The sequence below is a fragment of the Idiomarina sp. UBA4520 genome, assembly GCF_002388365.1.
Taxonomy (GTDB): domain Bacteria; phylum Pseudomonadota; class Gammaproteobacteria; order Enterobacterales; family Alteromonadaceae; genus Idiomarina; species Idiomarina zobellii.
In genome coordinates, this window is sequence record NZ_DGMK01000020.1 from 282,288 (window position 1) to 305,182 (window position 22,895).

A 22,895-nucleotide genomic window follows, 5' to 3' on the forward strand; every position below is an offset into this window, starting at 1 on the left:
TTCGGGCATAATGGCCTTGATGTTTCGCAACCAATAGTCTTGCAGCCACATGAAGCAATTACCTCCAGAAGATGAAGAGCGTATTGATGCGTTTACTGAGCATTTATGGCTGCACCATGGCTCCAGTGAAAATACCCAGGCGGCGTACCGTAGTGACTTACGTCGATTCTGTGAGTACCTGCTTCCCCAAAAAACTCCGTTACTTGAGGTTGATGAGTTAATTCTTCAAGACTACCTACTGTGGCGCCGGACTCAGGGTTTGTCTCCTCGAAGTACCTCTCGCTTTTTAAGTTCTGCGAAAAAATTTTTCCAGTTTGCGGTGAAGCAGAAGTGGCTTGCTCATGACCCGACCGCCAAGCTGAAGCGTCCGAAGCTCCCGCAAAGCATTCCGCACTCATTAAGCGAAGCCGATGTTGAAAACCTACTGCAAGCTCCGGAAACGGACACTCCAATTGGCCTGCGTGATCGCACCATGCTGGAAGTGCTGTACGCAACCGGTCTGCGCGTTACCGAATTGGTTCGCTTGCAGTATGACCAAGTCAGCCGGCAACAGGGCTTGGTGCGAGTGGTTGGTAAAGGCGATAAAGAGCGACTGGTTCCGTTAGGTGAAGAAGCGCTGGAATGGCTGGAGCGTTATTTAAAGCATGGGCGTCCGGCATTGACAGACAAACAAAGTCCTTGGGTGTTTGTGACTAAGCGAGGCTCATTATTGACCCGTCAGGCGTTCTGGTATCGGTTACGACATTATGCTGAAACCGCAGGCATATACGCTCATTTATCGCCACATACGTTACGCCATGCGTTTGCTACTCACCTACTGAACCATGGCGCCGATTTAAGAGTCTTACAGCTACTTTTAGGTCACAGTGACTTATCGACTACGCAAATTTATACGCAGGTCGCAAGAGAGCGTTTACAAGCCCTGCATGCCCAGCATCACCCGCGCGGATAATTGCATTTTAAGCGGTAACAGGGTAGGGTTCGCTCATCAATAATAAGAGGTATTTATGCAGTATTTGACGACGTTATTGGCTGTATCGGCTTTAGGTTTTTCGCTATTTTCAGCGCCCATTTCCGCTGACGAATTAAATACCAAGCATTTGAACAAAATAGGTATTGAGGTTATTTCAACCGAGCCGGGCGAAATTGACGGCTATGTTCGTGCGGTCACAAACCAGGGCATGTTCTATGTGTCAGAAGACGGTAAAAAGCTGATTAGCGGTAATGTCTTTGATATTACAAATTCAGCGCCTGAGAACCTGACAGAAATGGGTATGGCAGCGGTTCGCAAAGAAATGCTGATGGACTATACGGACGATATGATTGTCTATACAGCGGACGATGAAAAGTACAAAGTCACTGTATTCACGGACACGACTTGTGGTTACTGCCAACGTCTGCATGAAAACCTCGACAGCTACTTAAGTGCCGGTATTACTATTCGGTACTTAGCATTCCCGCGTGGCGGTCTGGATAGTAAAGGCGGACAGGAGCTGCAAGCAGTTTGGTGTGCAGACGACAAAAAAGCTGCGATAAGTGCTTTTAAAGACGAAGAAAGCTATCGTGGCAACAGTTCGTGCAGCAACCCCGTCGAGCAACATTACTCGCTGGGTAAGTCGTTCGGCGTTACCGGAACGCCTGCAATTATTTTACCCGATGGTAGTTTAATTCCGGGGGCGGTTCCGGCACGTCGCCTGTTGTCTGAATTAAGAAAGTAGTTCAGCAGCTGCAATGACAGATTATACAATACGCCGCTACCCAACGGTCAGTGACGAGTTTTTGCCGCAAAATGTTCCGCCATTGTTGCGGCAAATTTATGCGCGCCGTGGTGTCAGTGATGAACGAGAGTTGTCCTTAAAAGCGGCCGGTCTGACACACTTTTCAAGTTTAAAAGATATTGACGCTGCGGTCGAAATACTGGCGGATGCGCTGGATAAGCAGTGGCCTGTGTGTATTTGCGGCGACTTCGACGCTGATGGTGCGACTAGTTCAGCGCTTATGGTGTCGGCCTTAACGGCTTTCGGTTTCTCGAATGTCGGGTATCGTGTTCCCAATAGAATGACTGACGGCTATGGGTTGTCGGTATCTATGGTAGAAGAGCTCGCCGCTAAAGACATTAAAGTGATTGTCACTGTTGATAATGGCATAGCGGCTCACGAGGCCATTGAACGAGCCAATGAACTGAATATCAAAGTGATTGTTACCGATCACCATTTACCTGCGCAGACTCTGCCTAATGCAGACGCTATTGTGAACCCAAACCAGCCCGACTGCTCGTTTCCCAGCAAAAACTTAGCCGGTGTTGGCGTTGCCTTTTACGTACTGCTGGCTTTGCGCGCCCATTTAAGAGAAAAGCAACCCACACCGAATTTAGCTGACTGGCTTGATTTAGTTGCGCTCGGCACCGTGGCAGATGTTGTGCCACTGGACTACAACAACCGAATTTTGGTTCATCAGGGGCTCGCACGAATAAAGCAGGGACTTTGCCGTCCGGGCATTCAGGCTCTGCTGGACGTGTCTAACCGCAATGCCGCGCAGCTTAATGCCAGTGATTTGGGGTTTGCCCTGGCTCCCCGAATTAATGCGGCTGGGCGACTGGATGACATAAGCTTAGGCATTGAGTGTCTGCTCGCTGAAAAAGAGCATGCACAGCGGTTGGCGCAGCAATTGAACGAACTGAACCTGCAACGTAGAAATATCGAGTCTGATATGCGCGAACACGCTGAGGCTGCCGTTGCAAAATTGCAGTTCGATACTGGCCAGGTTCCAGACTTAGTGACCTTGTACCAATCCGACTGGCATGCCGGGGTTATCGGTATTGTAGCAGGTCGGGTGAAAGAACAGGTGAATCGTCCGGTTATTGCGCTGGCGCATGAAGATGACGATATACTGAAAGGTTCTGCACGCTCTGTCAGTGGTTTACACATGCGAGATTTGCTTGAACGCGTTCATACCCTCGAGCCTAATATTATGGAACGCTTTGGTGGCCACGCGATGGCAGCAGGCTTAACCTTAAAGAAGGCTAATTTAGAACGGTTTTCAGAACTGGCTCAACAAGTTGCCGGGGAGTGGCTGACGGAAGAGCAAAAGCAACGTGTCTATTGGTCTGATGGCGAACTGACCTTACCGGAGCTATCGATAAGTCACGTCGAGATGCTGCAAAACGCAGGTCCTTGGGGACAGCATTTTCCGGAGCCGATGTTTGACGGTGAGTTTGACATTGTCGACCAGCGTATTGTTGGCGAGAAGCACTTAAAATGTGTGCTTAGGCACCCACAGGGCGATGTGTTAGATGCTATTGCATTTAATGTTGATACCAACGAATGGCCAAATAATAGCGCTCAGCGGGTTGAGTTGTTATACAAGCCGCAATTAAATCACTTTCGCGGTAAAACTTCTGTGCAGTTGCTGGTAGAGCAAATTCGCGCAATACGTTAAACTACGCCCCTTTAAAAATTCAAAGAATTAGGTAGTCGAATGTTTGAGACCAACGCAACCTACAACAACATAAAAGAAATGCGTGAGCGCAGCGATGCGCTTAGGGGGTATCTTTGACTATGATGCTAAAGTAGAGCGTCTGGAAGAAGTTACTCGTGAAATGGAGCAGCCCGATGTCTGGGATGATCCGCAAAAAGCGCAAGCTCTGGGGAAAGAGCGAGCCAGTCTTGAACAAGTGGTCGAAACCTTAGACAAGTTACAGCAAGGTCTGGATGACGTAGAAGGCTTAGTCGATTTAGCGGTAGAAGCTGAAGACGAAGATACCTTCAATGAAGCTCAGGATGAATTGTCTGGCCTGTTAAAGCAGTTGGAAACGTTAGAGTTTCGCCGGATGTTCTCGAAAGATAATGACAGTGCCGACTGCTACCTGGATATACAGTCGGGCTCTGGCGGCACTGAGGCTCAGGATTGGGCCAATATGTTATTGCGGATGTATCTGCGCTGGGCAGAAGCTCATGACTTTAAAGCAGAAATTACCGAGCTGTCAGAGGGTGATGTTGCCGGAATAAAATCAGCAACGGTGCGCGTGGCAGGTGAGTATGCTTACGGCTGGTTACGTACCGAAACAGGCGTACACCGTCTGGTTCGTAAGTCTCCGTTTGACTCGGGAAACCGTCGTCATACATCGTTCGCTTCTGTGTTTGTTTACCCGGAAGTAGATGACGACATCGATATTGAAATCGATCCGTCAGATTTACGGGTTGATACCTATCGGGCTTCGGGTGCGGGTGGTCAGCACGTAAACCGGACAGACTCGGCGGTTCGTATTACTCACGAGCCCACGGGCATTGTAGTGCAATGTCAAAGTGACCGTTCGCAACACAAGAACCGTGACTCGGCAATGAAGCAGTTAAAAGCGAAGTTGTATGAGTTTGAGTTACAGAAGCAAAACGAAGAGAAACAAGCGCTGGAAGACTCTAAAGCGGACATTGGCTGGGGCAGCCAAATTCGTTCGTATGTATTAGACGACGCACGTATTAAAGACTTACGCACCGGCGTTGAAAATCGTAATACACAAGCCGTGTTAGACGGCGCTTTAGACCCATTTATTGAAGCCAGCCTGAAAAGCGGGCTGTAAGTTTAATTTAAGTATCCCGACAGAGGAAAATCGATAATGACTGATAAATCGCAAGCACCCGAAGTAGATGTAAACGAACAGATCGCGCAACGAAAGGCGAAACTGTCGGCGCTTCGCGATAAGGGCATCGCATTCCCGAACGATTTCCGTCGGGACTCGCTGGCAGCAGATTTACACGCAGACTACGACAACGTCAGCAAAGATGAGCTGGCAGAGAAAGGTATTCGTGTCAAAGTTGCCGGCCGTATGATGACCCGCCGTATTATGGGTAAAGCGAGCTTTGCCACCATTCAGGATATGAGTGGCAAAATTCAATTGTACGTTGCTCGCGACAACCTACCTGAAGGCTTTTATAACAGCGAATTTAAGAAGTGGGACTTAGGCGACATTATTGGTGCGTCGGGAACACTGTTCATTACAGGTACCGGTGAGCTAAGTGTGCAGGTTGACGATATTCGCCTGTTAACCAAAGCACTGCGTCCACTGCCGGACAAATTCCATGGTTTGGCCGACCAGGAAACGCGTTATCGCCAACGCTATTTAGACCTGATTACTAACGACGAGTCGCGTAATACCTTTATGGTTCGCTCGAAAGTTATCGATTACATCCGCCGCTTCTTAAGCGAGCGTCAGTTCCTGGAAGTTGAAACGCCAATGATGCAGGCAATTCCGGGCGGAGCTTCGGCACGTCCATTCAGCACGCATCACAATGCGTTAGACATGGAGCTATTCCTGCGTATTGCGCCAGAGCTTTACTTAAAACGTTTAGTGGTTGGTGGTTTCGAAAAGGTCTTTGAAATTAATCGTAACTTCCGTAATGAAGGTTTGTCGACCCGCCATAACCCAGAGTTCACTATGCTGGAGTTCTACTGGGGCTATGCGGACTATCACGACCTTATGGACTTAACCGAGCAAATGCTGCGTGGTGCGGCAGAAGCGGTACTTGGCTCTGCTCAGTTTACCAGTCAAGGGGTTGATTATGACTTTGGTAAGTCGTTTGAACGCATGACCGTGCTGGAAGCTATTTTGAAGTATATGCCGGAAGTGAAGGAAGAACAGCTGAAGCATATGGACAGTGCGGTGGAAATTGCTGAGCAAGTCGGTGTGAATGTTCAATCTTCATGGGGCTTAGGTAAGGTTCAAATCGAAATTTTCGAAACTGTTGCCGAACACCGTTTGATTCAGCCTACTTTTATTACTGCATATCCGGCGGAAGTATCGCCGCTGGCGCGTCGTAACGATGATGACCCGTTTGTGACTGATCGCTTTGAATTTTTTGCTGGCGGTCGCGAACTGGCGAATGGGTTCTCCGAGCTTAACGACGCAGAAGATCAGGCTCAGCGTTTTCGTGAGCAGGTCGAGCAGAAGGAAGCAGGTGACGACGAAGCCATGTTCTATGACGAAGACTATGTTACCGCACTAGAGCACGGCATGCCGCCAACGGCGGGTGAGGGCATTGGTATTGACCGCTTAGTTATGTTGTTAACCGACTCTGCATCGATTCGAGACGTCTTACTGTTCCCGCATATGCGTCCAAAAGCAGATTAAGCAATAGCTTAAAAATTGCTCGAAAAGCGCATTGGCTGCTATAGTCATTTTCTATAGTCAGTTAATGCGTTTTTTTATGGGCGGCTTGTATGTACTACTCTGAGTTTTCAACCCCGTTGGGCACTATGTACGCAGTGGCCGACAGCCAGCATATTCTTGGTCTTTACTATCAAGGGCAAAAACACTGCCCAGACATGCAACAGTACCAGTATGCGCCGGAGCAATGGTTATTAGAAGCTGCTACGCGGCAAATTCATCATTACTTTTCGCAGCCGGATTACGAGTTTGATCTTCCACTTAACCCCAAAGTCACATCATTTCAAAAGAGTGTCCTGGATGTACTTCAACAAATTCCTTCAGGGGAGACGCTGAGCTATCAGCAGGTGGCCTCGAAGCTTGGCAAACCAACCGCAACCAGAGCGGTAGCCAGCGCTATTGCAAAGAACCCGGTTATTATCGCTATTCCTTGTCATCGGGTTATTGGGCAGGATGGTTCATTAAGAGGTTTTGCGGCAGGGTTAGAGCGTAAGCAAGCATTACTGGATAGAGAAAAGGCGAGTCGGAAAATAGCGGCCTAAAACGAAAAAACCCGGCAAAAGCCGGGTTTTTTACAATGCTGTCAGCGACTTAGTGATCTTCGCCGTCAGTGTGCACGTGACCGTGCTCAAGCTCTTGTTCAGTCGCTTCACGAACTTCAACAACTTCTACGTCAAAGTTAAGGTTAACACCCGCTAATGGGTGGTTACCGTCTACAGTGACTTCGTCGTCTTTTACGTCAACGATAACAACAGACTGTTCGCCTTGGTCAGTGCTTGCGCGGAACTGCATACCAGGCTGTACTTCGTTTTCGCCGAATAAGTTACGTGGAACGGTCTGGATTAAACCGTCGTGACGTTCGCCGTACGCTTCTTCTGGCTTAACTTCAGCAGTGAAGCTATCGCCAGTTGCTTTGCCTTCCAGTGCATTTTCAAGACCAGGAATTAGCATTCCGCGGCCGTGAATAAAGCTAAGCGGATTGCCTTCTTTAGACTGGTCCAGGGTCTGGCCATCTTCTGTTTTCACAGTGTAATGGATAGCCACGACTTTGTTCTGTGCAATGGTTTCGCTCATAAAATTTAACCTAATTGATAAGGCAGTGAGTGTATTTCCAGTAGACTTGCGTCGTCACCCTGAACTCGAATAGCGGTGTCAGCGTCAATGTCGCTGGGTAAAACCGCTAATAAGTCCGTTTGTGTGTCGGTGCGGTTCACTGCCATAATGACCGTACCTGCACGACGCCAGTTTTCACCAATGGCTTTCTCTAGTTGCTGCCCCGGCTCCACAGCTTGCGCTACGTTACCTGACAATCGAAAGAGTGCCCGTTTCTGTTTGCCCAAATACTTCATCCGGGCAATAGTCTCCTGGCCGATATAACATCCTTTGTCGAAACTGACTCCGTCCCACGCTTGTATATTCAGCATTTGTGGTACAAACGCTTGACTGTTTTCTACCGTCAATTGTGGACGAACTCGTTCAATTTCCAGCGCATCCCAAAAGGGCTGCGGATAGTCCGTAGAAACTGCTTGCCGACTCAGCACAATAAATTGATCAGGTTGTTGACCAACGTGCAATGTCATACTGTCAGTAGGCAACGCCTGTTTTGCTTTGTTGCCAATAAAACCAGCGATATGCCAGTCTTCGCTAACATCCTGAATGTCGACTTTACTAAAAACACCGTACTTTTTCAGTTGTGTTAAAGAGCCTTCAAGGGCACTTTTATGCATAACAAATAATGCTGCATTGTCATGACGAAACAACCAAAAATTACTGAATGCCTTCCCCGTAGGGTCACAATGTGCGCCATATAACCAATCTTCTTGGTCGAGTTTGCGCACATCGCATGTCAGCTGTCCTTGTAAAAAGCTGTCAGTGTCTTCGCCAGAAACCGACAGGATACCATAGTCCGCTAGTTGAACGGAAAGGCAATCCTCATTCGAATCCATTAAAGCTTGTTTTAACTCGACCACAATGACTCCTTATTGGATAGCTTACATGCTAATATTAGGGCACTGATTGAAATTACAAGGGCAATTGCTGCGGAGATCTTATGTTCCCGAAACAGTCTGAAGAAGTTTTAAAGGACAAACGTCGTTTAATATGGGCCTGCCGCCGGGGCATGCTGGAGCTTGACGTACTTTTTGAACCTTTTGTGAAAGAGGCTTACGACGAGCTTAGCGACGAACAAAAAGCGGTGTTTCGTCGCTTGGTCACATGTGATGACCCAGATTTATTCGCTTGGTTTATGGGACACAAAGAATGTCCAGATGAAGAACTTCAGGGCATGGTTGATTTTATGCTGTCACGCGTAAAGGTATAAGTGCTGGAATTTTATTTACTCAAGTGGCCTCAACAGCCCTTGTCCGGTTCGCCTTGCGGATATAACTGGTGGTGGCAGGAAGAAGCATGCAAACTGTTTAGCAAACCACTGGTTATTGGCAATATACTAACGTTATTACCGCTGGAGTCATTACCTGACTCCGACGTCCAAATGAAGACCTGGGTTTGGGTTTGGTGGTTTCGGCTGCCACCTGAGCAGCAAGCACAGCTCAGGCGGCAACTTTCGCAAGTCAGTTAGCAACCTTTAATGAGAAGGCGTCAACACGGTTGGTTCGGCTTTTTCCATGGTTTTCGGGTAGTCCAACGTATAATGAAGCCCACGACTTTCCTTGCGCTCCAGAGCGCTTCTGACAATAAGCTCGGCCACTTGCACTAAGTTACGCAATTCCAGAAGATTATTACTGACCCGGAAGTTTGCATAATAGTCATGAATTTCCCGTTGTAGTAGTTCAATTCGATGCAGGGCGCGCTCTAAACGCTTTGTGGTGCGCACGATGCCAACATAGTCCCACATAAACAAACGCAGTTCGTGCCAGTTATGCTGAATGACGACTTCTTCGTCTGAGTTACTTACCTGGCTTTCATCCCAACTTGGTAAGTGTGTTTGTGGTGCTTTCGAAGACTGCTTAGCTAAAATATCCTTCGCCGCAGCCCGGGCAAAAACCAGACATTCCAACAGCGAATTGCTGGCCATTCGGTTAGCGCCGTGTAAACCAGTACATGCGACTTCACCAACAGCGTATAAATTGGGTACGTCTGTCTGGGCATGTAAGTCAGTGCGCACGCCACCACAGGTATAGTGTGCAGCCGGTACGACCGGAATAGTTTCGCTACTCATATCGATACCGAGCGATAAACACTTATCCATAATGGTAGGGAAGTGCTGTTCGATAAACTCTTTCGGCTTGTGAGAAATGTCCAGGAACATGCAATCGGCGCCCAAGCGCTTCATTTCATAGTCAATGGCGCGGGCAACAACGTCACGGGGGGCTAATTCAGCGAGCTCATGGAAGTCTGGCATAAAACGGGAGCCGTCCGGACGTTTTAGAACAGCCCCCTCACCACGCAACGCTTCTGTCAGCAAAAAGCTTTGCGCATTTGGGTGAAATAAACACGTTGGGTGGAACTGATTAAACTCCATATTGGCAATACTACAACCGGCGCGCCATGCCATGGCAATGCCGTCACCACTAGCGATATCCGGGTTACTGGTGTATTGATACACTTTACTGGCGCCACCGGTTGCCAAAACCACGAAGTTTGCGGCAATGGTCTCTACCTGTTCTTCCATGCGGTTCCATATATAGGCACCGTAACAGCCAGGATCTGCGCCAATATGTTGCCCGGTAATTAAGTCGACGGCGTTGTAGCGCTCTAATACGGTAATATTTGGGTGCTTCAGAACTTGTTCTTGTAATGTGGTCTGTACCGCACGACCTGTCGCATCGGCGGCATGCAGAATACGCCGATGGCTATGCCCACCTTCACGGTTTAAGTGATACGTAGGGGACTGTCCGTCGCTCTCAACTTTGTCGAAGCCGACTCCTGCGTCAATCAGCCATTGTAGGCTGTCGCGCGCATTTTCTGTGGTAAACTTAACAGCTGCTGGGTCACAAAGGCCTGCACCAGCGACTAGGGTGTCCTCAATATGGCTTTCAATGCTGTCGTTTTTATCAAACACAGCGGCAATGCCGCCTTGAGCATAAAATGTCGAGCCTTCAGTTAAGGCGCTTTTACTTAATACCGTGACTTTTAATGTGTCGGCAAGTTGCAGGGCGGTGGTTAAGCCAGCAGCTCCTGAGCCAACAACCAGCACATCGCATTGATAATTTGCTGCAGGTTCCATAAAGTACTCATTAAGAATTTTGGATGATTTTACGCATTTGCTGAAATATTTGCGAACTTTTTACAAGCGGCTTGGTCACAGTCTGTACAAACAGGACGGGCCGCCAGTTCCAGCAGTTCCTGGGTAAAGGGAGAACAGGCTCGGATGAGCGAACAGGTGAACGACCAGCAACTGGTCAAAAAAGTACAACAAGGTGACAACCGGGCTTTTGATCTGCTGGTAAAGAAGTATCAGCACAAAGTCATGAGCTTGATATCTAGGTATGTAAAGCAACCGGGAGATGTTGCAGATGTCGCACAAGAGGCGTTTATCAAAGCGTATCGTGCATTACCCAACTTCCGCGGAGATAGCGCTTTTTATACTTGGTTGTACCGAATAGCGGTTAATACGGCGAAAAACCATTTGGTTTCTCAGGGCAGAAAACCACCCGCGTCAGATATCGACGCTGAAGAAGCTGAATATTACGAAGGTGCCGCTGCTTTAAAAGATGGTGCATCACCGGAAAGCCATATGCTGACGGACGAAATCAGAAATGTGGTGATAAAAACAATTGAGGGGCTGCCGGATGACTTAAGGCAGGCTATCACGTTAAGAGAAATTGAGGGGCTTGGCTACGAGGAAATAGCGCTCGAAATGGACTGTCCAATAGGTACTGTTCGTTCACGTATTTTTCGCGCCCGAGAAGCCATAGATAACCAACTGAGACCGTTGCTGGAACGGTAAATCGAAGAGGGGCTTATGTCTCGAAAATTATCAGAAGTTACATCAGCTTTGTTTGACAGTCAGGATGTCGACGCAAAAGAGCTTGATGAAGTATTAAATGATGAGCAGTCAGCTCAAACCTGGCATCGCTACAGTGTGGCGCGGGCTGCTTTGAAAAATGAATTAGGCGCAAGTGTCGACCTGGATATTAGCCAGCGCGTTAGTGCTGCTATTGAAAGTGAAGGCTCTAACGTTATTAAACCTGGGTTCGGACAGTCGAAAAGCCAGAATAAAGCAGCGTCGAAATGGTTCCAGCCTTTGGCGAAGGTAGCAGTAGCAGCGAGTGTTGCTGTAGTGGCTGTTATGACGGTTCAGGTTTACCAACAGCCAGCCGGAGCGGACGGAGCCAGTGCCGAGCCCGCATTATTAACGAATCCAATTGGTGGGCGTGAGCCAGTAAGCCTGAATCATGTCGAGCCAATGTCTCAAGTGAGCGACCAGCAGCGTCGTCGCCAGGTGCAGTCGTATTTAATCGACCATCAGCAGCAGTTAATGCTGCAGCAAAAAGAAAGCGATGATAAAGAAGAGCAGGAGCTCAACAAAGGTAATTAATTCGATGATAACTCGGTTGTACCAGTCACTGATAGCCGCTGCCGCTGTGTTATTTCTGTCGGCAGCAAGTGCTCAGGAAACGCAAAAGGAAATTGACGGTGAGGGCTGGTTTGACCGTATGTCAAAGGCACTGACATCCCTCAATTTTGAAGCCTCTCTAGTTCATGTTCATGGTGACCAAATAGAACCCTATCAGTGGTTCCAGGCGGTCGGTGAACCACAAAGTCAGGAACTGCTCATTCGCATGAATGGTCCTGACTTTCGTATTTTGAGAGTAGGCAACCGTGTTGCTCACTTTCATACCTCAGCCAGTAACTTTTCATTAATTGCAGATTCAGTGTCGACCATTTTGCCTGTCGCTTTTACTGAGCCTTTCGCAAATATAAAGGATACTTATCAAGTCACTATTGGTGGCGGCGCGCGTGTACTTGGCCGTAATGCTCAACACTTGCGTATTATCAGCCGTGATAACCAGCGTTACAGCTATTCGCTTTGGGTCGACAGATCGTCCGGTATGTTGCTCAAAATGATGATGCATGATCAACGCGGTGACATTGTTGAACAAATGCAGTTGACCAGTCTCTCTATTCGTGAGGACTCTCCCGGCGTTTTAAAAGAAGTGTCAGATTTGGAAATGCCACCATTACTAAGTGACCTTCGCATATTGAACAAACCGGGGTTTCCCGTAAAACCCGGCTGGCAGCCTCAGGGCTTTGAACTTATTACCAAACAAAGCCATAACCTGGTTGCTGAATCGACACTGGTTGACCATTATTTATTTTCAGATGGTTTGACGGAGTATTCGATTTACATTGCAAGGCTTACCGATGATATGGAAACCGATGTGGCGCTGTCTTCCTCACAAACCTTATTCACAATGCGTTATAATGACTACTTAATTACTGTTGTCGGGCAGGTGCCACTCAGCATCGCCCAGCGAATAGCGCAAGAAGTGAGATAATGAAAGAATTGGCAGAAGTGGTTGCCGTTGACGGTAACCGAGTCACAGTAACCACGCAATTAAAAACCGCTTGCTCAGGCTGTGCCCAGGTTTCTACTTGCGGTGCGGGTATTCTTAGTAAAGTGTTTGCCGACAGAAACGCCCAGTTTCATGTGGTGACAGACGAGTCTGTTACCGTTGGTGACCGAGTAGAACTCGATGTGCCAGAGCAAGCCGTTACTCAATTCGCTCTCATGCTTTATGGCTTGCCAATTTTAGCCTTGTTGATTATTGCTATTGCGCTACAAAGTTCCGAGGCTGTTCATGAAGGTATTACCATTTTATTGTCTTTTGCAGGCTTTGCGCTGACGTTTTTAGGCTTGCGGGCGTGGTTTCGGCGCCGAGACATTAAAATAAACCAATTGGTACGAATAAAAACCGTATAACGTGGCTTTTTCAATTCTCGCCAAATAAACCATAAAAACCTTTGTTCTTGCGCCTAACATGAGTATGATCGGGGCTAATTTTTGAAAGTCAGAATTTAAGTTTTACAGAGGTATCATCAATGCCGGATAAGGCGTTCAAGCAAAGTAATATTCGCAACTTTTCTATTATCGCTCATATCGACCACGGGAAGTCCACGCTGTCTGACCGGCTCATACAGCATTGCGGGGGGTTAACCGACCGCGAAATGGCCGAGCAAGTCCTTGATTCCATGGATCTTGAGCGCGAGCGCGGTATTACCATTAAGGCGCAAAGCGTCACGCTTTATTATACGGCACAGGACGGTGAGACCTATCAGCTTAACTTCATCGATACCCCGGGACACGTCGACTTCTCATACGAAGTCTCGCGTTCTCTGGCAGGTTGTGAAGGTGCGCTACTGGTTGTCGACGCGGCGCAAGGCGTTGAAGCACAGACACTGGCGAACTGTTATACCGCTATTGAGATGGACTTGGAAGTGGTGCCGGTTCTGAACAAAATTGACTTGCCTCAGGCTGATCCAATGGCTGTAGCGCAGGAAATTGAAGAAATTGTAGGTATTGAAGCTGTTGACGCTGTTCAGTGTTCCGCAAAAACAGGAATTGGCATTGACGACGTTCTAGAGCGCATTGTTCGTCAAATACCGCCACCAAAAGGTAGCGAAGAAGAGCCTTTGCAAGCCCTTATTATTGACTCATGGTTTGATAACTATCAGGGCGTTGTGTCTTTGGTTCGTGTGCGTAATGGCACATTGCGAGCGGGCGAAAAAATGACGGTGATGTCGACCGGTCAGTCGTTCCAAATCGATAAAGTGGGTTACTTTGATCCCAAACCGCATGAAACCGGCATATTGCACACTGGCGAAGTGGGCTATGTTATTGCGGGAATTAAAGATATTTTGGGTGCGCCAGTGGGCGATACGCTAACAAATACCCGAGCTCCGGCCAAAGAGCCCGTCCCCGGTTTCCAAAAAGTGAAACCACAGGTTTATGCGGGTATGTTCCCAATTAGTTCAGACGATTACGAAGCTTTTCGTGACGCTCTGGGTAAATTGGCATTGAATGACGCTTCGTTATTCTATGAGCCTGAAAACTCAGCAGCACTGGGTTTTGGTTTCCGTTGTGGTTTCCTTGGCATGCTGCACATGGAAATCATTCAGGAGCGACTCGAACGCGAGTACAACATTGACCTTATTACTACCGCACCAACAGTAGTCTATGAAGTTGAAAAAACAGACGGCGAAATCGTCAAAGTCGACAATCCGGTAAATCTACCGCCAGTCAACGATATTGAAACAATTTACGAGCCTATCGTGGAAGCCAGCATCCTGGTTCCACAGGAGTTTTTAGGTAATGTCATCACGCTCTGCGTTGATAAACGTGGTGTGCAGACAGGCATGACCTACCATGGCAAGCAAGTCTCCGTAACTTATGAAATCCCGATGGCTGAAGTGGTGATGGACTTCTTTGACCGCCTGAAATCGTGCAGTCGTGGTTATGCGTCGCTCGACTATCAGTTCAAAAAGTTTGAACCTGCGGACATGGTTAGGGTCGATATACTGATTAATGGTGACCGAGTGGATGCGTTGGCAATGATCACGCACCGCGATCATGCGGAAGGGCGTGGTCGCATGTTGGTGGATAAAATGAGAGAACTGATTCCACGACAAATGTTTGATATTGCTATTCAGGCCACTATCGGAAACCACGTTATTGCGCGTTCTACGGTAAAACAGCTACGTAAAAACGTAACCGCTAAGTGTTACGGTGGCGACATAAGCCGTAAGAAGAAACTCTTACAAAAACAAAAAGAAGGTAAAAAACGCATGAAGAACCTGGGTAACGTTGAAGTACCTCAGGAAGCTTTCCTTGCGGTTTTAAAAGTAGGCAAATAGGAAATGGCCAATTATTTTTCATTAATTTTAACGGTAGTTACTATCGTATCGGGGCTGCTTTGGCTATACGATGCGAAGTTTTTAAAACCTAAACGTCAGGCAATAGTTGCTGAGGTTGAAAAAAAGACCACCAGCCCGCTGACAGAAGAGCAAGTAGAACAGTTAGCACCGCAACCCAAGCTAATGGAGCTGGGGCAGTCGATATTCCCGGTTATCGCTTTGGTGTTGATCGTTAGAACAATATTGTATGAGCCATTTCAAATTCCGTCGGGCTCAATGATGCCAACGCTGCTACGCGGTGACTTTATACTGGTGCAGAAATTTGACTACGGTATTAAAGAGCCGTTATTTCAAAACACCATTATTGAAACAACCGAGCCCAAACGTGGTGATATCGCAGTTTTCAAATATCCAGTAGAACCAAATATTGATTACATCAAACGTATTATTGGTTTGCCAGGTGATCGTATTGTTTATCGCAATAAAACCCTATACGTGCAGCCAGCGTGCGAAGAAGGGCGCAGAGACTGCCCTGAAATGGAAGTTATTAAAACGCAACTGAAGGACGATGGCGCATACTTCTCTGGCTCTTCACCACTTAAAACCTATGAAGAAACCTTGGGCGATGTAAAGCATGACATTTTAGTTGACCCTAGAGTTGCGTCGCGCCGTGATTTTTTCTACGACCAGCCCGGTACCCAAAGAGACGAGTGGGTCGTACCTGAAGGCCAATATTTTGCCATGGGTGATAATCGCGATAACTCACGAGACAGTCGCTACTGGGGCTTCGTCGATGAAGAACTGTTGGTCGGCAAAGCTGTATTCATTTGGATGAGCTTTGAAATGGACCGCGGACAAGACAGTTGGTTACCGTCGTGGGTACCAACAGGGATTCGATTTGAAAGGCTGGGGAGTATCGAGTGAGTTTACCCAAACCACCGTTAACTGAACTAGAAAAAATTGTCGGACATCATTTTCAAAAACAAGATGTGCTGCGGCAAGCTCTCACGCACCGTAGTGCCTCATCGACCCATAACGAACGCCTGGAATTTCTGGGCGATTCTATTTTAGGGCTGGTAATTGCTGAAGCTTTATTCAAGCAGTTTCCAAAAGTCGCTGAGGGCGATTTAAGCCGCATGCGGGCCGCTATTGTTTGCGGCCGTTCGTTGGCGAAGCTGGGAAAAAAAATGGGGCTGGGTGACTTCCTGTCGTTAGGTCAGGGCGAGCTAAAAAGTGGCGGCTACCGTCGGGAATCGATATTGGCGGATGCAGTAGAAGCCATTATCGGTGCCATTTACCTCGACAGTGACATGGACACAGTTAGAGAAGTCATTTTGAAGTGGTTTGAACCACAGCTCGATGACATTAAGCCGGGTGCCAGCCAGAAAGACCCGAAAACACGCCTGCAGGAATGGTTACAGGCAAGACAGCAACCGCTGCCAGAATACGATGTGATTGCTACACAAGGGCAGGCGCATAATCAACAATTTACAGTTCACTGTGTTATTGAAGGGCAACAAGAGCCATTCATAGGCAGTGGCACAAGCCGTCGCAAAGCAGAACAAGCTGCAGCGACCTCGGCATTAGAACATTTGCAGGAGCGTAAATGACGCTTGATATAGAACTCGACGACAACAAACACAGCGGCTTCGTCGCTATTGTTGGACGCCCAAACGTGGGTAAGTCGACGCTGATTAACCGTATACTCGGTCAGAAAATCAGCATTACCTCGAATAAACCACAAACAACACGCCACCGCATTCTGGGCGTAGACACCGACGGTGACTGCCAGGCGGTTTATGTTGACACGCCGGGTATGCATATTGAAGAGCCGCGGGCAATTAATCGAGTAATGAATCAGACGGCATCTTCCGCGTTAAAAGACGTCGATTTGGTCCTGTTTGTTGTCGATAGTTTGAAATGGCTGGAAGACGACAAAATGGTGCTTGAGAAAGTGCAGCGCAGCAAGGTACCGGTGGTCTTACTGGTCAATAAAGTCGATCAGGTTAAAAACAAAGAGAAGTTACTGCCGCATTTGCAGTGGTTGAGTACACAGCACGACTTTGCAGAAATATTGCCGATATCAGCCACCCATGGTGACAACCTCGACGAGCTGCGCAAAATTGTGCGTGGTCACTTACAGCCTGGTTTTCATTACTTTCCGGAAGACTATGTCACTGATCGTTCAGTGCGCTTTATGACCGCTGAAATTATACGTGAAAAGTTGATGCGCTTTACCGGTGATGAGCTGCCGTATGAAACCACAGTGGAAATTGAGCAGTTCGGTCACTCAGAAAAAGGTACGACGCATATACACGCACTTATTTTGGTTGAGCGCGAAGCACAGAAGCGAATGATCATCGGAAAGGGTGGTGAACGCTTGAAAACGATAGGCACAGAAGCTCGTCGCGACTTAGAGCGTTTGCTCGACAACAAAGTACTCCTTAAACTATGGGTGAAAGTGAAGTCGGGTTGGTCTAATGACGAACGAGCCTTAAAAAGTTTAGGGTACCGCGAGGACTAAATCGTGATTCAGCGAGCCTTAGTGTTGCATCGCTGGGATTTTCAGGAAACCAGTCTGCTGCTGGATGTGTTCACAGAGCAAAACGGGCGCGTCCGGCTTATTGCTAAAGGCGCTAAACGGTCCAAAAGCCCGTGGCGTGGATTAGCTCAGCCTTTTGTACCAGTGAAAATAGAGTACAAAGGGCGCAGCGACTTAAAAACGCTGACACTACTTGAACAAGACACCCAATCAGCCCAAATAAGACTTACCGGCAACGCACTTTATAGCGGCTTCTACCTCAATGAACTGTTGCAACGCCTGCTGCCGGCAGAAGCTGAAGCACAGGAGCTGTTCCAGCATTACTGGTCGGCGATAGCTGCGTTGTCCGAAGCGAAACATGTAGAACCAGCACTCAGACGCTTCGAGTGGCAGCTACTTGAACATTTGGGGGCAGCCTTTGACTGGTATCATGATGCTGACACTGGACAGCCGCTAAAAGATCTTGAGTACTGTTACTTTGTGCCTGATCATGGGTTAGTGTCGACGCCCCGGCATAAAGACGACAAAGCTTACCCAGTCAATGATATTGAACGAATAGCAGACTGGGATATAAGTGATGAACACCGCTTAAAACAGTTAAAGTGGATAATGCGCGAGGCGCTTCACGTGTATTTGGGTGATAAACCGCTGCGCAGCCGTGAACTGTTTCAGCAAAGAAGGAAGTAACCATGAGAGAATTACGCTTAGGGGTAAACATTGACCACGTCGCAACACTTCGAAATGCGCGTGGCGTGCGTTACCCAGACCCGGTAGCTGCGGCCAGCATTGCTGAACGTGCAGGAGCTGACGGTATCACCATTCATTTGCGTGAAGACCGCCGGCACATTACCGATCGCGACGTGGCAATGCTGAAGCAAACTCTGAACGTGCCAATGAATTTAGAAATGGCCGTGACCGATGAAATGATCGACATTGCAGTAAAAACACAGCCAACGTTCAGTTGCCTGGTACCGGAAAAGCGTGAAGAGCTGACCACTGAAGGCGGTCTAGATGTTGCCGGACAAGTCGAAAATATTGCCAATGCGACCAAACGTTTAACGGATGCAGGCATCCAGGTGTCGCTATTTATTGATGCTGATCGCAAGCAAATTGATGCAGCAAAAGAAGCCGGAGCGCCTATAATTGAATTGCATACAGGCCAATACGCTGAAGCTGACACTGAAGAAGAACAGAAAAAAGAATTGGCCCGCTTAATGGAAGCGGCAGAATATGCGCACTCTATTGGTTTGCAGGTTAATGCGGGTCATGGCCTTCACTACCACAACACCTTGGACGTCGCGCAAATTCCGCAAATGGTCGAACTGAATATTGGTCACTCTATTATTGCCCGGGCAGTTTTAGATGGTTTGGATAAAGCTGTCCGCGATATGCGGGAAATACTCGATAAGGCAAGATAATGGCAATAGTAGGACTGGGTACGGACATTATTGAAGTGTCCCGTATCGAGAAGTCGTTAGCGCGTGGCGACAGCTTAACTAAGCGTGTGCTGACTCCCAAAGAGCAGGAAGAAATGAGCGCATCGGTTGACGAGGCTGCGTATTTGGCGAAGCGATTTGCCGCTAAAGAAGCTTGTGCTAAAGCCTTTGGACGCGGTATTTCTGCGGGACTATCTTTTCAGCATATGCAGGTTGTCCATGACGACTACGGAAAACCCAGCTGGCACTTTACCGATACCGCTGCCGAGTGGATTAAAGAAATGGGGGTTGTTGCCAGCCATTTATCCATCAGTGACGAAAAGCATTACGCCGTGGCAACGGTTATTTTAGAGTCTGAATAAAATAGGTTAAACACAACCCAAATGGCGCAATTTTTTAAGCCGCAAAAGCGTGGCAAAGCCGTTAGTAAAACTCTCAAAGCTCAAGTCTCTGGGCTTGATCATCAGGCGCGAGCGGTTGTTCGTGGCTCTGATAAACAAGCGGGTCGAAAGCCTCAAACACGTTTCATTATTGGCGCATTACCCGGTGAGGTCATTCAGTACAAAACCACCGGCAAACACAGTGGTACGCTTGAACGCATTCTGGAGCCAAGCGCAGACCGTCGCGATGCTCCCTGCAAATATTATGAGCAATGCGGTGGTTGCGACTTTCAGCATGTCGATGAAAGCTACCAGCTGCGCCACAAACAACAAGTGGTAGAAGAGCTGTTTCAGAAGTTCGGTGTGTTTGACGCTGCGACTGAAAGCTTGCCCTGGCAGGCACCATTAGTCAGTGAGCCGACTCGATATCGTCGGCGTGTCCGCCTGGCCACCCGCTGGCTCGGTAAAGAACAAAAATTACTTATTGGTTTTCGGGAAGCGCAAAGCCATCAGATTGTGCCGGTTGAAGACTGCTTAGTGGCTGAAGAAAGCTTATTGCAAGCGGTGAATAGGCTGTATCCAGTGCTAAACACCTCAAGTATTGCGACTAAGCTGGGGCATTTAGAAGCCATTCACACTAATAGGCCAGTTATTTTACTGCGTATAACGGACAGCTTGCCAAAGGACGCTATACAGTCACTTGAGAAGTGGCAGGCAGAGCAGAATATCGATATTTGGCTGCAAAGCGACAATGAATTAACGCCTCTGAACAACGCAAGTTTACCTTTTGATACTTCCATAGACGGTGACAAGCTTTACTTTCAGCCCGGAGACTTTTTGCAGGTTAACGGCGGTATTAATGAACGTATGGTTCAGCAGGCTATAGACTGGCTTGCGCCAGAAAAAACGCAACGCGTGTACGACTTTTTCGCAGGTATTGGTAACTTCAGCATCCCGTTAGCGCGTCGAGCCAAGTCGGCACTGGCAGTGGAAGGTGTATATCGCATGGCGGAACAAACGCGCAATAACGCTGAAACCAATAGTCTTACTAACTTGAGTTCCTTAGCGGCTGAACTAAATGATATTACCGCGTCTGAATTAGGTGAACCGGCTGACTTATGGTGTTTAGACCCGGCTCGGCCCGGAGCAGAAGGGGTGATGACGTTACTTAAAAAGCTCAAACCCGAGCAACGACCTAAGCGAATTGTGTACGTTTCCTGCGCGCCGGACACACTCGCGCGAGACGTTGCTGCTATTGTTGGTCTAAAAAGCAATAAAAAGACCTCCGACTACCGTATTAGTAAGCTCTGCACAGTTGACATGTTCCCGCAAACGCATCACATTGAAACCATGGTTTGTCTGGAGCGAGCGTCGTAAGTCATGGTCCATGTACGCAGTACCCACGTGGATGATCCCAAGTATAAAGACAGCGAACAGCATTGGCTGAACGCTGTGAGTGATCCTGAGCCACTGGAAACTACCTTAGAGCAGCTAAAACAACAATTTCCAAAAGAAGAAGCCGCACTGCTAAAAGGCCAGGAAATGGTAGAGATTCTGGCGCCACTGAAGCTTGACGCGGAATCGCTACTGGCGGCTTTGTACGTACCACTGCTGGAAGCTGGCAAGCTCGACCTCGAAAAGCTCACCGGCAAGCAGTCAAAAACGCTCATTGTACTGTTGCGTAACGTACAGCAAATGCAGAGCATTAGTGACTTACAACATTTTCAGCACGGCCAGCCTGACGGTACTCAAATAGACAATGTACGACGTATGTTGCTGTCTATGGTGGAAGACGTGCGTGCGGTGCTCATTAAGCTTGCAGAACGTATTTGTTACCTGCGTGAAGTGAAAAACGCCGACGAAGAGACACGGGTCTTAGCAGCCAAAGAGTGTTCGGAAATATACGCGCCTTTAGCCAACCGTTTGGGCATAGGTCAGCTTAAATGGGAACTGGAAGACATAGCTTTTCGGTATTTGCACCCGAATACCTACAAAACCATTGCCAAGCGCTTGCATGAGCGTCGTACAGACCGAGAGCAATACATAGAGAACTTTGTTGCCGACTTGCAAAACGCGTTGGACGAGCAGCAAATACAAGCCGACGTTTATGGCCGCCCCAAACATATTTACTCTATTTGGCGCAAAATGCAGAAAAAGCATCTGCAGTTTGAGCAACTGTTCGACATACGGGCAGTTCGTATACTCACGCACAACCTAAAAGATTGTTATGCTGCGCTGGGCGTTGTGCATTCGCGGTGGCGACATATTGCTTCAGAATTTGACGACTACATAGCTACGCCCAAACCTAATGGTTATCAGTCTATTCATACGGTGGTGGTCGGGCCCGAAGACAAAAGTGTCGAAATTCAAATTCGCTCGCATGATATGCACGATGACGCTGAACTGGGTGTCGCCGCGCACTGGATGTACAAAGAAGGCCCGGCAACCGGCAAACGTCACGGTTTTGAGGATAAAATTGCCTGGCTGCGTAAGCTGTTGGCCTGGCATGAAGACATGGCCGGTAGCGAAGGCTTGGTCGATGAAATTCGCTCGCAAGTCTTTGAGGACCGTGTCTACGTGTTTACGCCGAAAGGTGAGGTTATGGACTTACCTATGGGCTCAACGCCGCTCGACTTTGCGTATTACATTCATAGCCAGGTTGGACATAAGTGCATTGGCGCCAAAATTGATGGCCGCATTGTGCCCTTTACCTATCAATTGCAAAACGGCGATCGCGTTGAAATTCTGACTCAGAAAAACGCACAACCGCGTCGCGACTGGCTAAACCCGCAGCTGGGGTATTTACACTCCTCGCGGGCAAGAGCGAAGGTTCATACCTACTTTAAAAAAGAGGACCGGGATAAAAACCTACACGCGGGCAAAGAGCTGCTAGAAAACGAGCTACAGAAGTACGGTATTCCGCTGCATAAAGCCACAGACGTTTTAGCCCGCTTTAATGTCAGTAATCTAGACGACCTATTAGCTGCCATTGGCGCCGGTGATGTGCGCTTGCATCAGGTTGTTAACCAACTCAAGCCGGAAACAACCGAAGCTGAAAAAGTTGAGCAAATTAAGAAGCGCACTAAAGTCACCAAGCGCAAAGTCGGTAGCACGTCGGAAGTGGTTATTGAAGGTATTGGTAACCTCATGATGCAATTTGCGAAGTGTTGCGAGCCATTACCGGGCGAGCCGATACGGGGTTTTATTACGCAAGGGCGTGGAGTGTCGGTGCACAGACGTGACTGTGAGCAGTTAGCGCATTTGCTGAACCAGCATCCGGAGCGGGGCATTGAAGTCAGCTGGCCGCGTCAGACGCATCAGGACTATCGAGCGGAGCTACGCATTTCAGCGTTAGACCGCAGTGGATTGCTGCACGACATTACCAGCGTGTTGGCGAATGAGAAAGCAGCCGTCATGCAAATGGACAGTGATGCTGACAGCCAGTCTCAAACCGCCACAGTAGTATTGGCTTTGGCTGTAAAAGATAACGAGAGCCTACAGCGAATTAGTCAGCGCTTGCGGCAAATTAACGGAGTTGAACAAGTACAACGGGTGTAAGC

24 protein-coding genes are annotated in these 22,895 nt (G+C 48.2%); 21 read left to right on the forward strand and 3 right to left on the reverse strand.

The features are described from left to right. Positions 1 to 49 precede the first annotated feature (49 nt). From xerD to B3850_RS09755, 6 genes are all read left to right on the forward strand, one after another. Entirely contained in the window at positions 50 to 952 is a 903-nt protein-coding gene (gene xerD / locus B3850_RS09730) for a site-specific tyrosine recombinase XerD (protein ID WP_286872154.1), read from the forward strand. Between the two features lie 55 nt (positions 953 to 1,007). After that, positions 1,008 to 1,718 carry a thioredoxin fold domain-containing protein gene (locus tag B3850_RS09735; RefSeq protein ID WP_286872152.1) on the forward strand — a complete coding sequence of 237 codons (711 nt, stop codon included), beginning with the start codon at positions 1,008 to 1,010 and terminating at the stop codon, positions 1,716 to 1,718. 13 nt (positions 1,719 to 1,731) lie between these two features. Next, a complete protein-coding gene (gene recJ, locus B3850_RS09740) occupies positions 1,732 to 3,438 on the forward strand; it encodes a single-stranded-DNA-specific exonuclease RecJ (protein WP_286872150.1) in 1,707 nt (568 codons plus the stop codon). A 39-nt stretch (positions 3,439 to 3,477) separates the two neighbouring features. After that, a protein-coding gene (prfB, locus tag B3850_RS09745; RefSeq protein WP_100690320.1) for a peptide chain release factor 2 occupies positions 3,478 to 4,576 on the forward strand; the annotation gives its coding sequence in 2 pieces (ribosomal slippage) (positions 3,478 to 3,552 and positions 3,554 to 4,576; 1,098 coding nt in all). Between the two features lie 36 nt (positions 4,577 to 4,612). Further along, on the forward strand, positions 4,613 to 6,124 hold the full coding sequence (gene lysS / locus B3850_RS09750) for a lysine--tRNA ligase (RefSeq protein WP_286911695.1): 1,512 nt from the start codon (positions 4,613 to 4,615) through the stop codon (positions 6,122 to 6,124). 89 nt (positions 6,125 to 6,213) lie between these two features. Continuing rightward, positions 6,214 to 6,702, forward strand: coding sequence for a methylated-DNA--[protein]-cysteine S-methyltransferase (locus B3850_RS09755; protein ID WP_053952671.1), 489 nt, complete (start codon positions 6,214 to 6,216; stop codon positions 6,700 to 6,702). Between the two features lie 49 nt (positions 6,703 to 6,751). Here B3850_RS09755 and B3850_RS09760 read toward each other — a convergent pair whose 3' ends face one another. Beyond that, positions 6,752 to 7,234, reverse strand: a complete 483-nt coding sequence (locus B3850_RS09760; protein WP_053952670.1) for an FKBP-type peptidyl-prolyl cis-trans isomerase — start codon at positions 7,232 to 7,234, stop codon at positions 6,752 to 6,754. A gap of 5 nt (positions 7,235 to 7,239) precedes the next feature. Then, positions 7,240 to 8,130: a YgfZ/GcvT domain-containing protein gene (locus B3850_RS09765; RefSeq protein WP_053952669.1), complete on the reverse strand. Its 891-nt coding sequence runs from the start codon at positions 8,128 to 8,130 to the stop codon at positions 7,240 to 7,242. Positions 8,131 to 8,210: 80 nt separating this feature from the next. Between B3850_RS09765 and B3850_RS09770 the strand changes: the two genes are divergently transcribed. Both B3850_RS09770 and B3850_RS09775 read left to right on the forward strand, forming a co-directional pair. After that, positions 8,211 to 8,480: a succinate dehydrogenase assembly factor 2 gene (locus B3850_RS09770; RefSeq protein ID WP_053952668.1), complete on the forward strand. Its 270-nt coding sequence runs from the start codon at positions 8,211 to 8,213 to the stop codon at positions 8,478 to 8,480. Continuing rightward, complete coding sequence (locus B3850_RS09775) at positions 8,481 to 8,738, forward strand: hypothetical protein (RefSeq protein ID WP_286911696.1); 258 nt, start codon at positions 8,481 to 8,483, stop codon at positions 8,736 to 8,738. A 6-nt stretch (positions 8,739 to 8,744) separates the two neighbouring features. Here the strand turns inward: B3850_RS09775 and nadB are convergent, their stop codons facing one another. After that, positions 8,745 to 10,346, reverse strand: coding sequence for an L-aspartate oxidase (gene nadB / locus B3850_RS09780; RefSeq protein ID WP_286911697.1), 1,602 nt, complete (start codon positions 10,344 to 10,346; stop codon positions 8,745 to 8,747). 144 nt (positions 10,347 to 10,490) lie between these two features. Here nadB and rpoE point away from each other — a divergent pair, with 144 nt between their 5' ends. From rpoE to relA, 13 genes are all read left to right on the forward strand, one after another. Next, a complete protein-coding gene (rpoE, locus tag B3850_RS09785; protein ID WP_058579308.1) occupies positions 10,491 to 11,069 on the forward strand; it encodes an RNA polymerase sigma factor RpoE in 579 nt (192 codons plus the stop codon). 15 nt (positions 11,070 to 11,084) lie between these two features. Further along, positions 11,085 to 11,660, forward strand: coding sequence for a sigma-E factor negative regulatory protein (locus B3850_RS09790; protein WP_053952664.1), 576 nt, complete (start codon positions 11,085 to 11,087; stop codon positions 11,658 to 11,660). 4 nt (positions 11,661 to 11,664) lie between these two features. Further along, on the forward strand, positions 11,665 to 12,621 hold the full coding sequence (locus tag B3850_RS09795) for a MucB/RseB C-terminal domain-containing protein (protein ID WP_286872134.1): 957 nt from the start codon (positions 11,665 to 11,667) through the stop codon (positions 12,619 to 12,621). Then, positions 12,621 to 13,046: a SoxR reducing system RseC family protein gene (locus B3850_RS09800; protein WP_053952662.1), complete on the forward strand. Its 426-nt coding sequence runs from the start codon at positions 12,621 to 12,623 to the stop codon at positions 13,044 to 13,046. The genes B3850_RS09795 and B3850_RS09800 overlap by 1 nt, the downstream gene beginning before the upstream one ends. A 119-nt stretch (positions 13,047 to 13,165) precedes the next feature. Then, the gene (gene lepA / locus B3850_RS09805; protein WP_286911698.1) at positions 13,166 to 14,977 is read left to right on the forward strand and encodes a translation elongation factor 4; all 1,812 of its coding nucleotides are present in this window, start codon (positions 13,166 to 13,168) and stop codon (positions 14,975 to 14,977) included. A gap of 3 nt (positions 14,978 to 14,980) precedes the next feature. Beyond that, positions 14,981 to 15,901: a signal peptidase I gene (lepB, locus tag B3850_RS09810; RefSeq protein WP_286872127.1), complete on the forward strand. Its 921-nt coding sequence runs from the start codon at positions 14,981 to 14,983 to the stop codon at positions 15,899 to 15,901. Continuing rightward, entirely contained in the window at positions 15,898 to 16,587 is a 690-nt protein-coding gene (rnc, locus tag B3850_RS09815; protein ID WP_058579304.1) for a ribonuclease III, read from the forward strand. Before lepB ends, rnc begins: the two co-directional genes overlap by 4 nt. Further along, positions 16,584 to 17,501: a GTPase Era gene (gene era / locus B3850_RS09820; protein WP_053952658.1), complete on the forward strand. Its 918-nt coding sequence runs from the start codon at positions 16,584 to 16,586 to the stop codon at positions 17,499 to 17,501. The genes rnc and era overlap by 4 nt, the downstream gene beginning before the upstream one ends. A gap of 3 nt (positions 17,502 to 17,504) precedes the next feature. Then, on the forward strand, positions 17,505 to 18,206 hold the full coding sequence (gene recO, locus B3850_RS09825; RefSeq protein WP_053952657.1) for a DNA repair protein RecO: 702 nt from the start codon (positions 17,505 to 17,507) through the stop codon (positions 18,204 to 18,206). Positions 18,207 to 18,208: 2 nt separating this feature from the next. Beyond that, entirely contained in the window at positions 18,209 to 18,937 is a 729-nt protein-coding gene (gene pdxJ, locus B3850_RS09830; protein ID WP_058579303.1) for a pyridoxine 5'-phosphate synthase, read from the forward strand. Continuing rightward, positions 18,937 to 19,317 (forward strand): holo-ACP synthase, encoded by a 381-nt coding sequence (acpS, locus tag B3850_RS09835; RefSeq protein ID WP_058579302.1) that lies wholly within the window; start codon positions 18,937 to 18,939, stop codon positions 19,315 to 19,317. Before pdxJ ends, acpS begins: the two co-directional genes overlap by 1 nt. Positions 19,318 to 19,338: 21 nt before the next feature. Then, entirely contained in the window at positions 19,339 to 20,712 is a 1,374-nt protein-coding gene (gene rlmD / locus B3850_RS09840; protein ID WP_058579301.1) for a 23S rRNA (uracil(1939)-C(5))-methyltransferase RlmD, read from the forward strand. A 3-nt stretch (positions 20,713 to 20,715) separates the two neighbouring features. Continuing rightward, the gene (relA, locus tag B3850_RS09845) at positions 20,716 to 22,893 is read left to right on the forward strand and encodes a GTP diphosphokinase (RefSeq protein WP_286911699.1); all 2,178 of its coding nucleotides are present in this window, start codon (positions 20,716 to 20,718) and stop codon (positions 22,891 to 22,893) included. Positions 22,894 to 22,895: the final 2 nt, after the last annotated feature.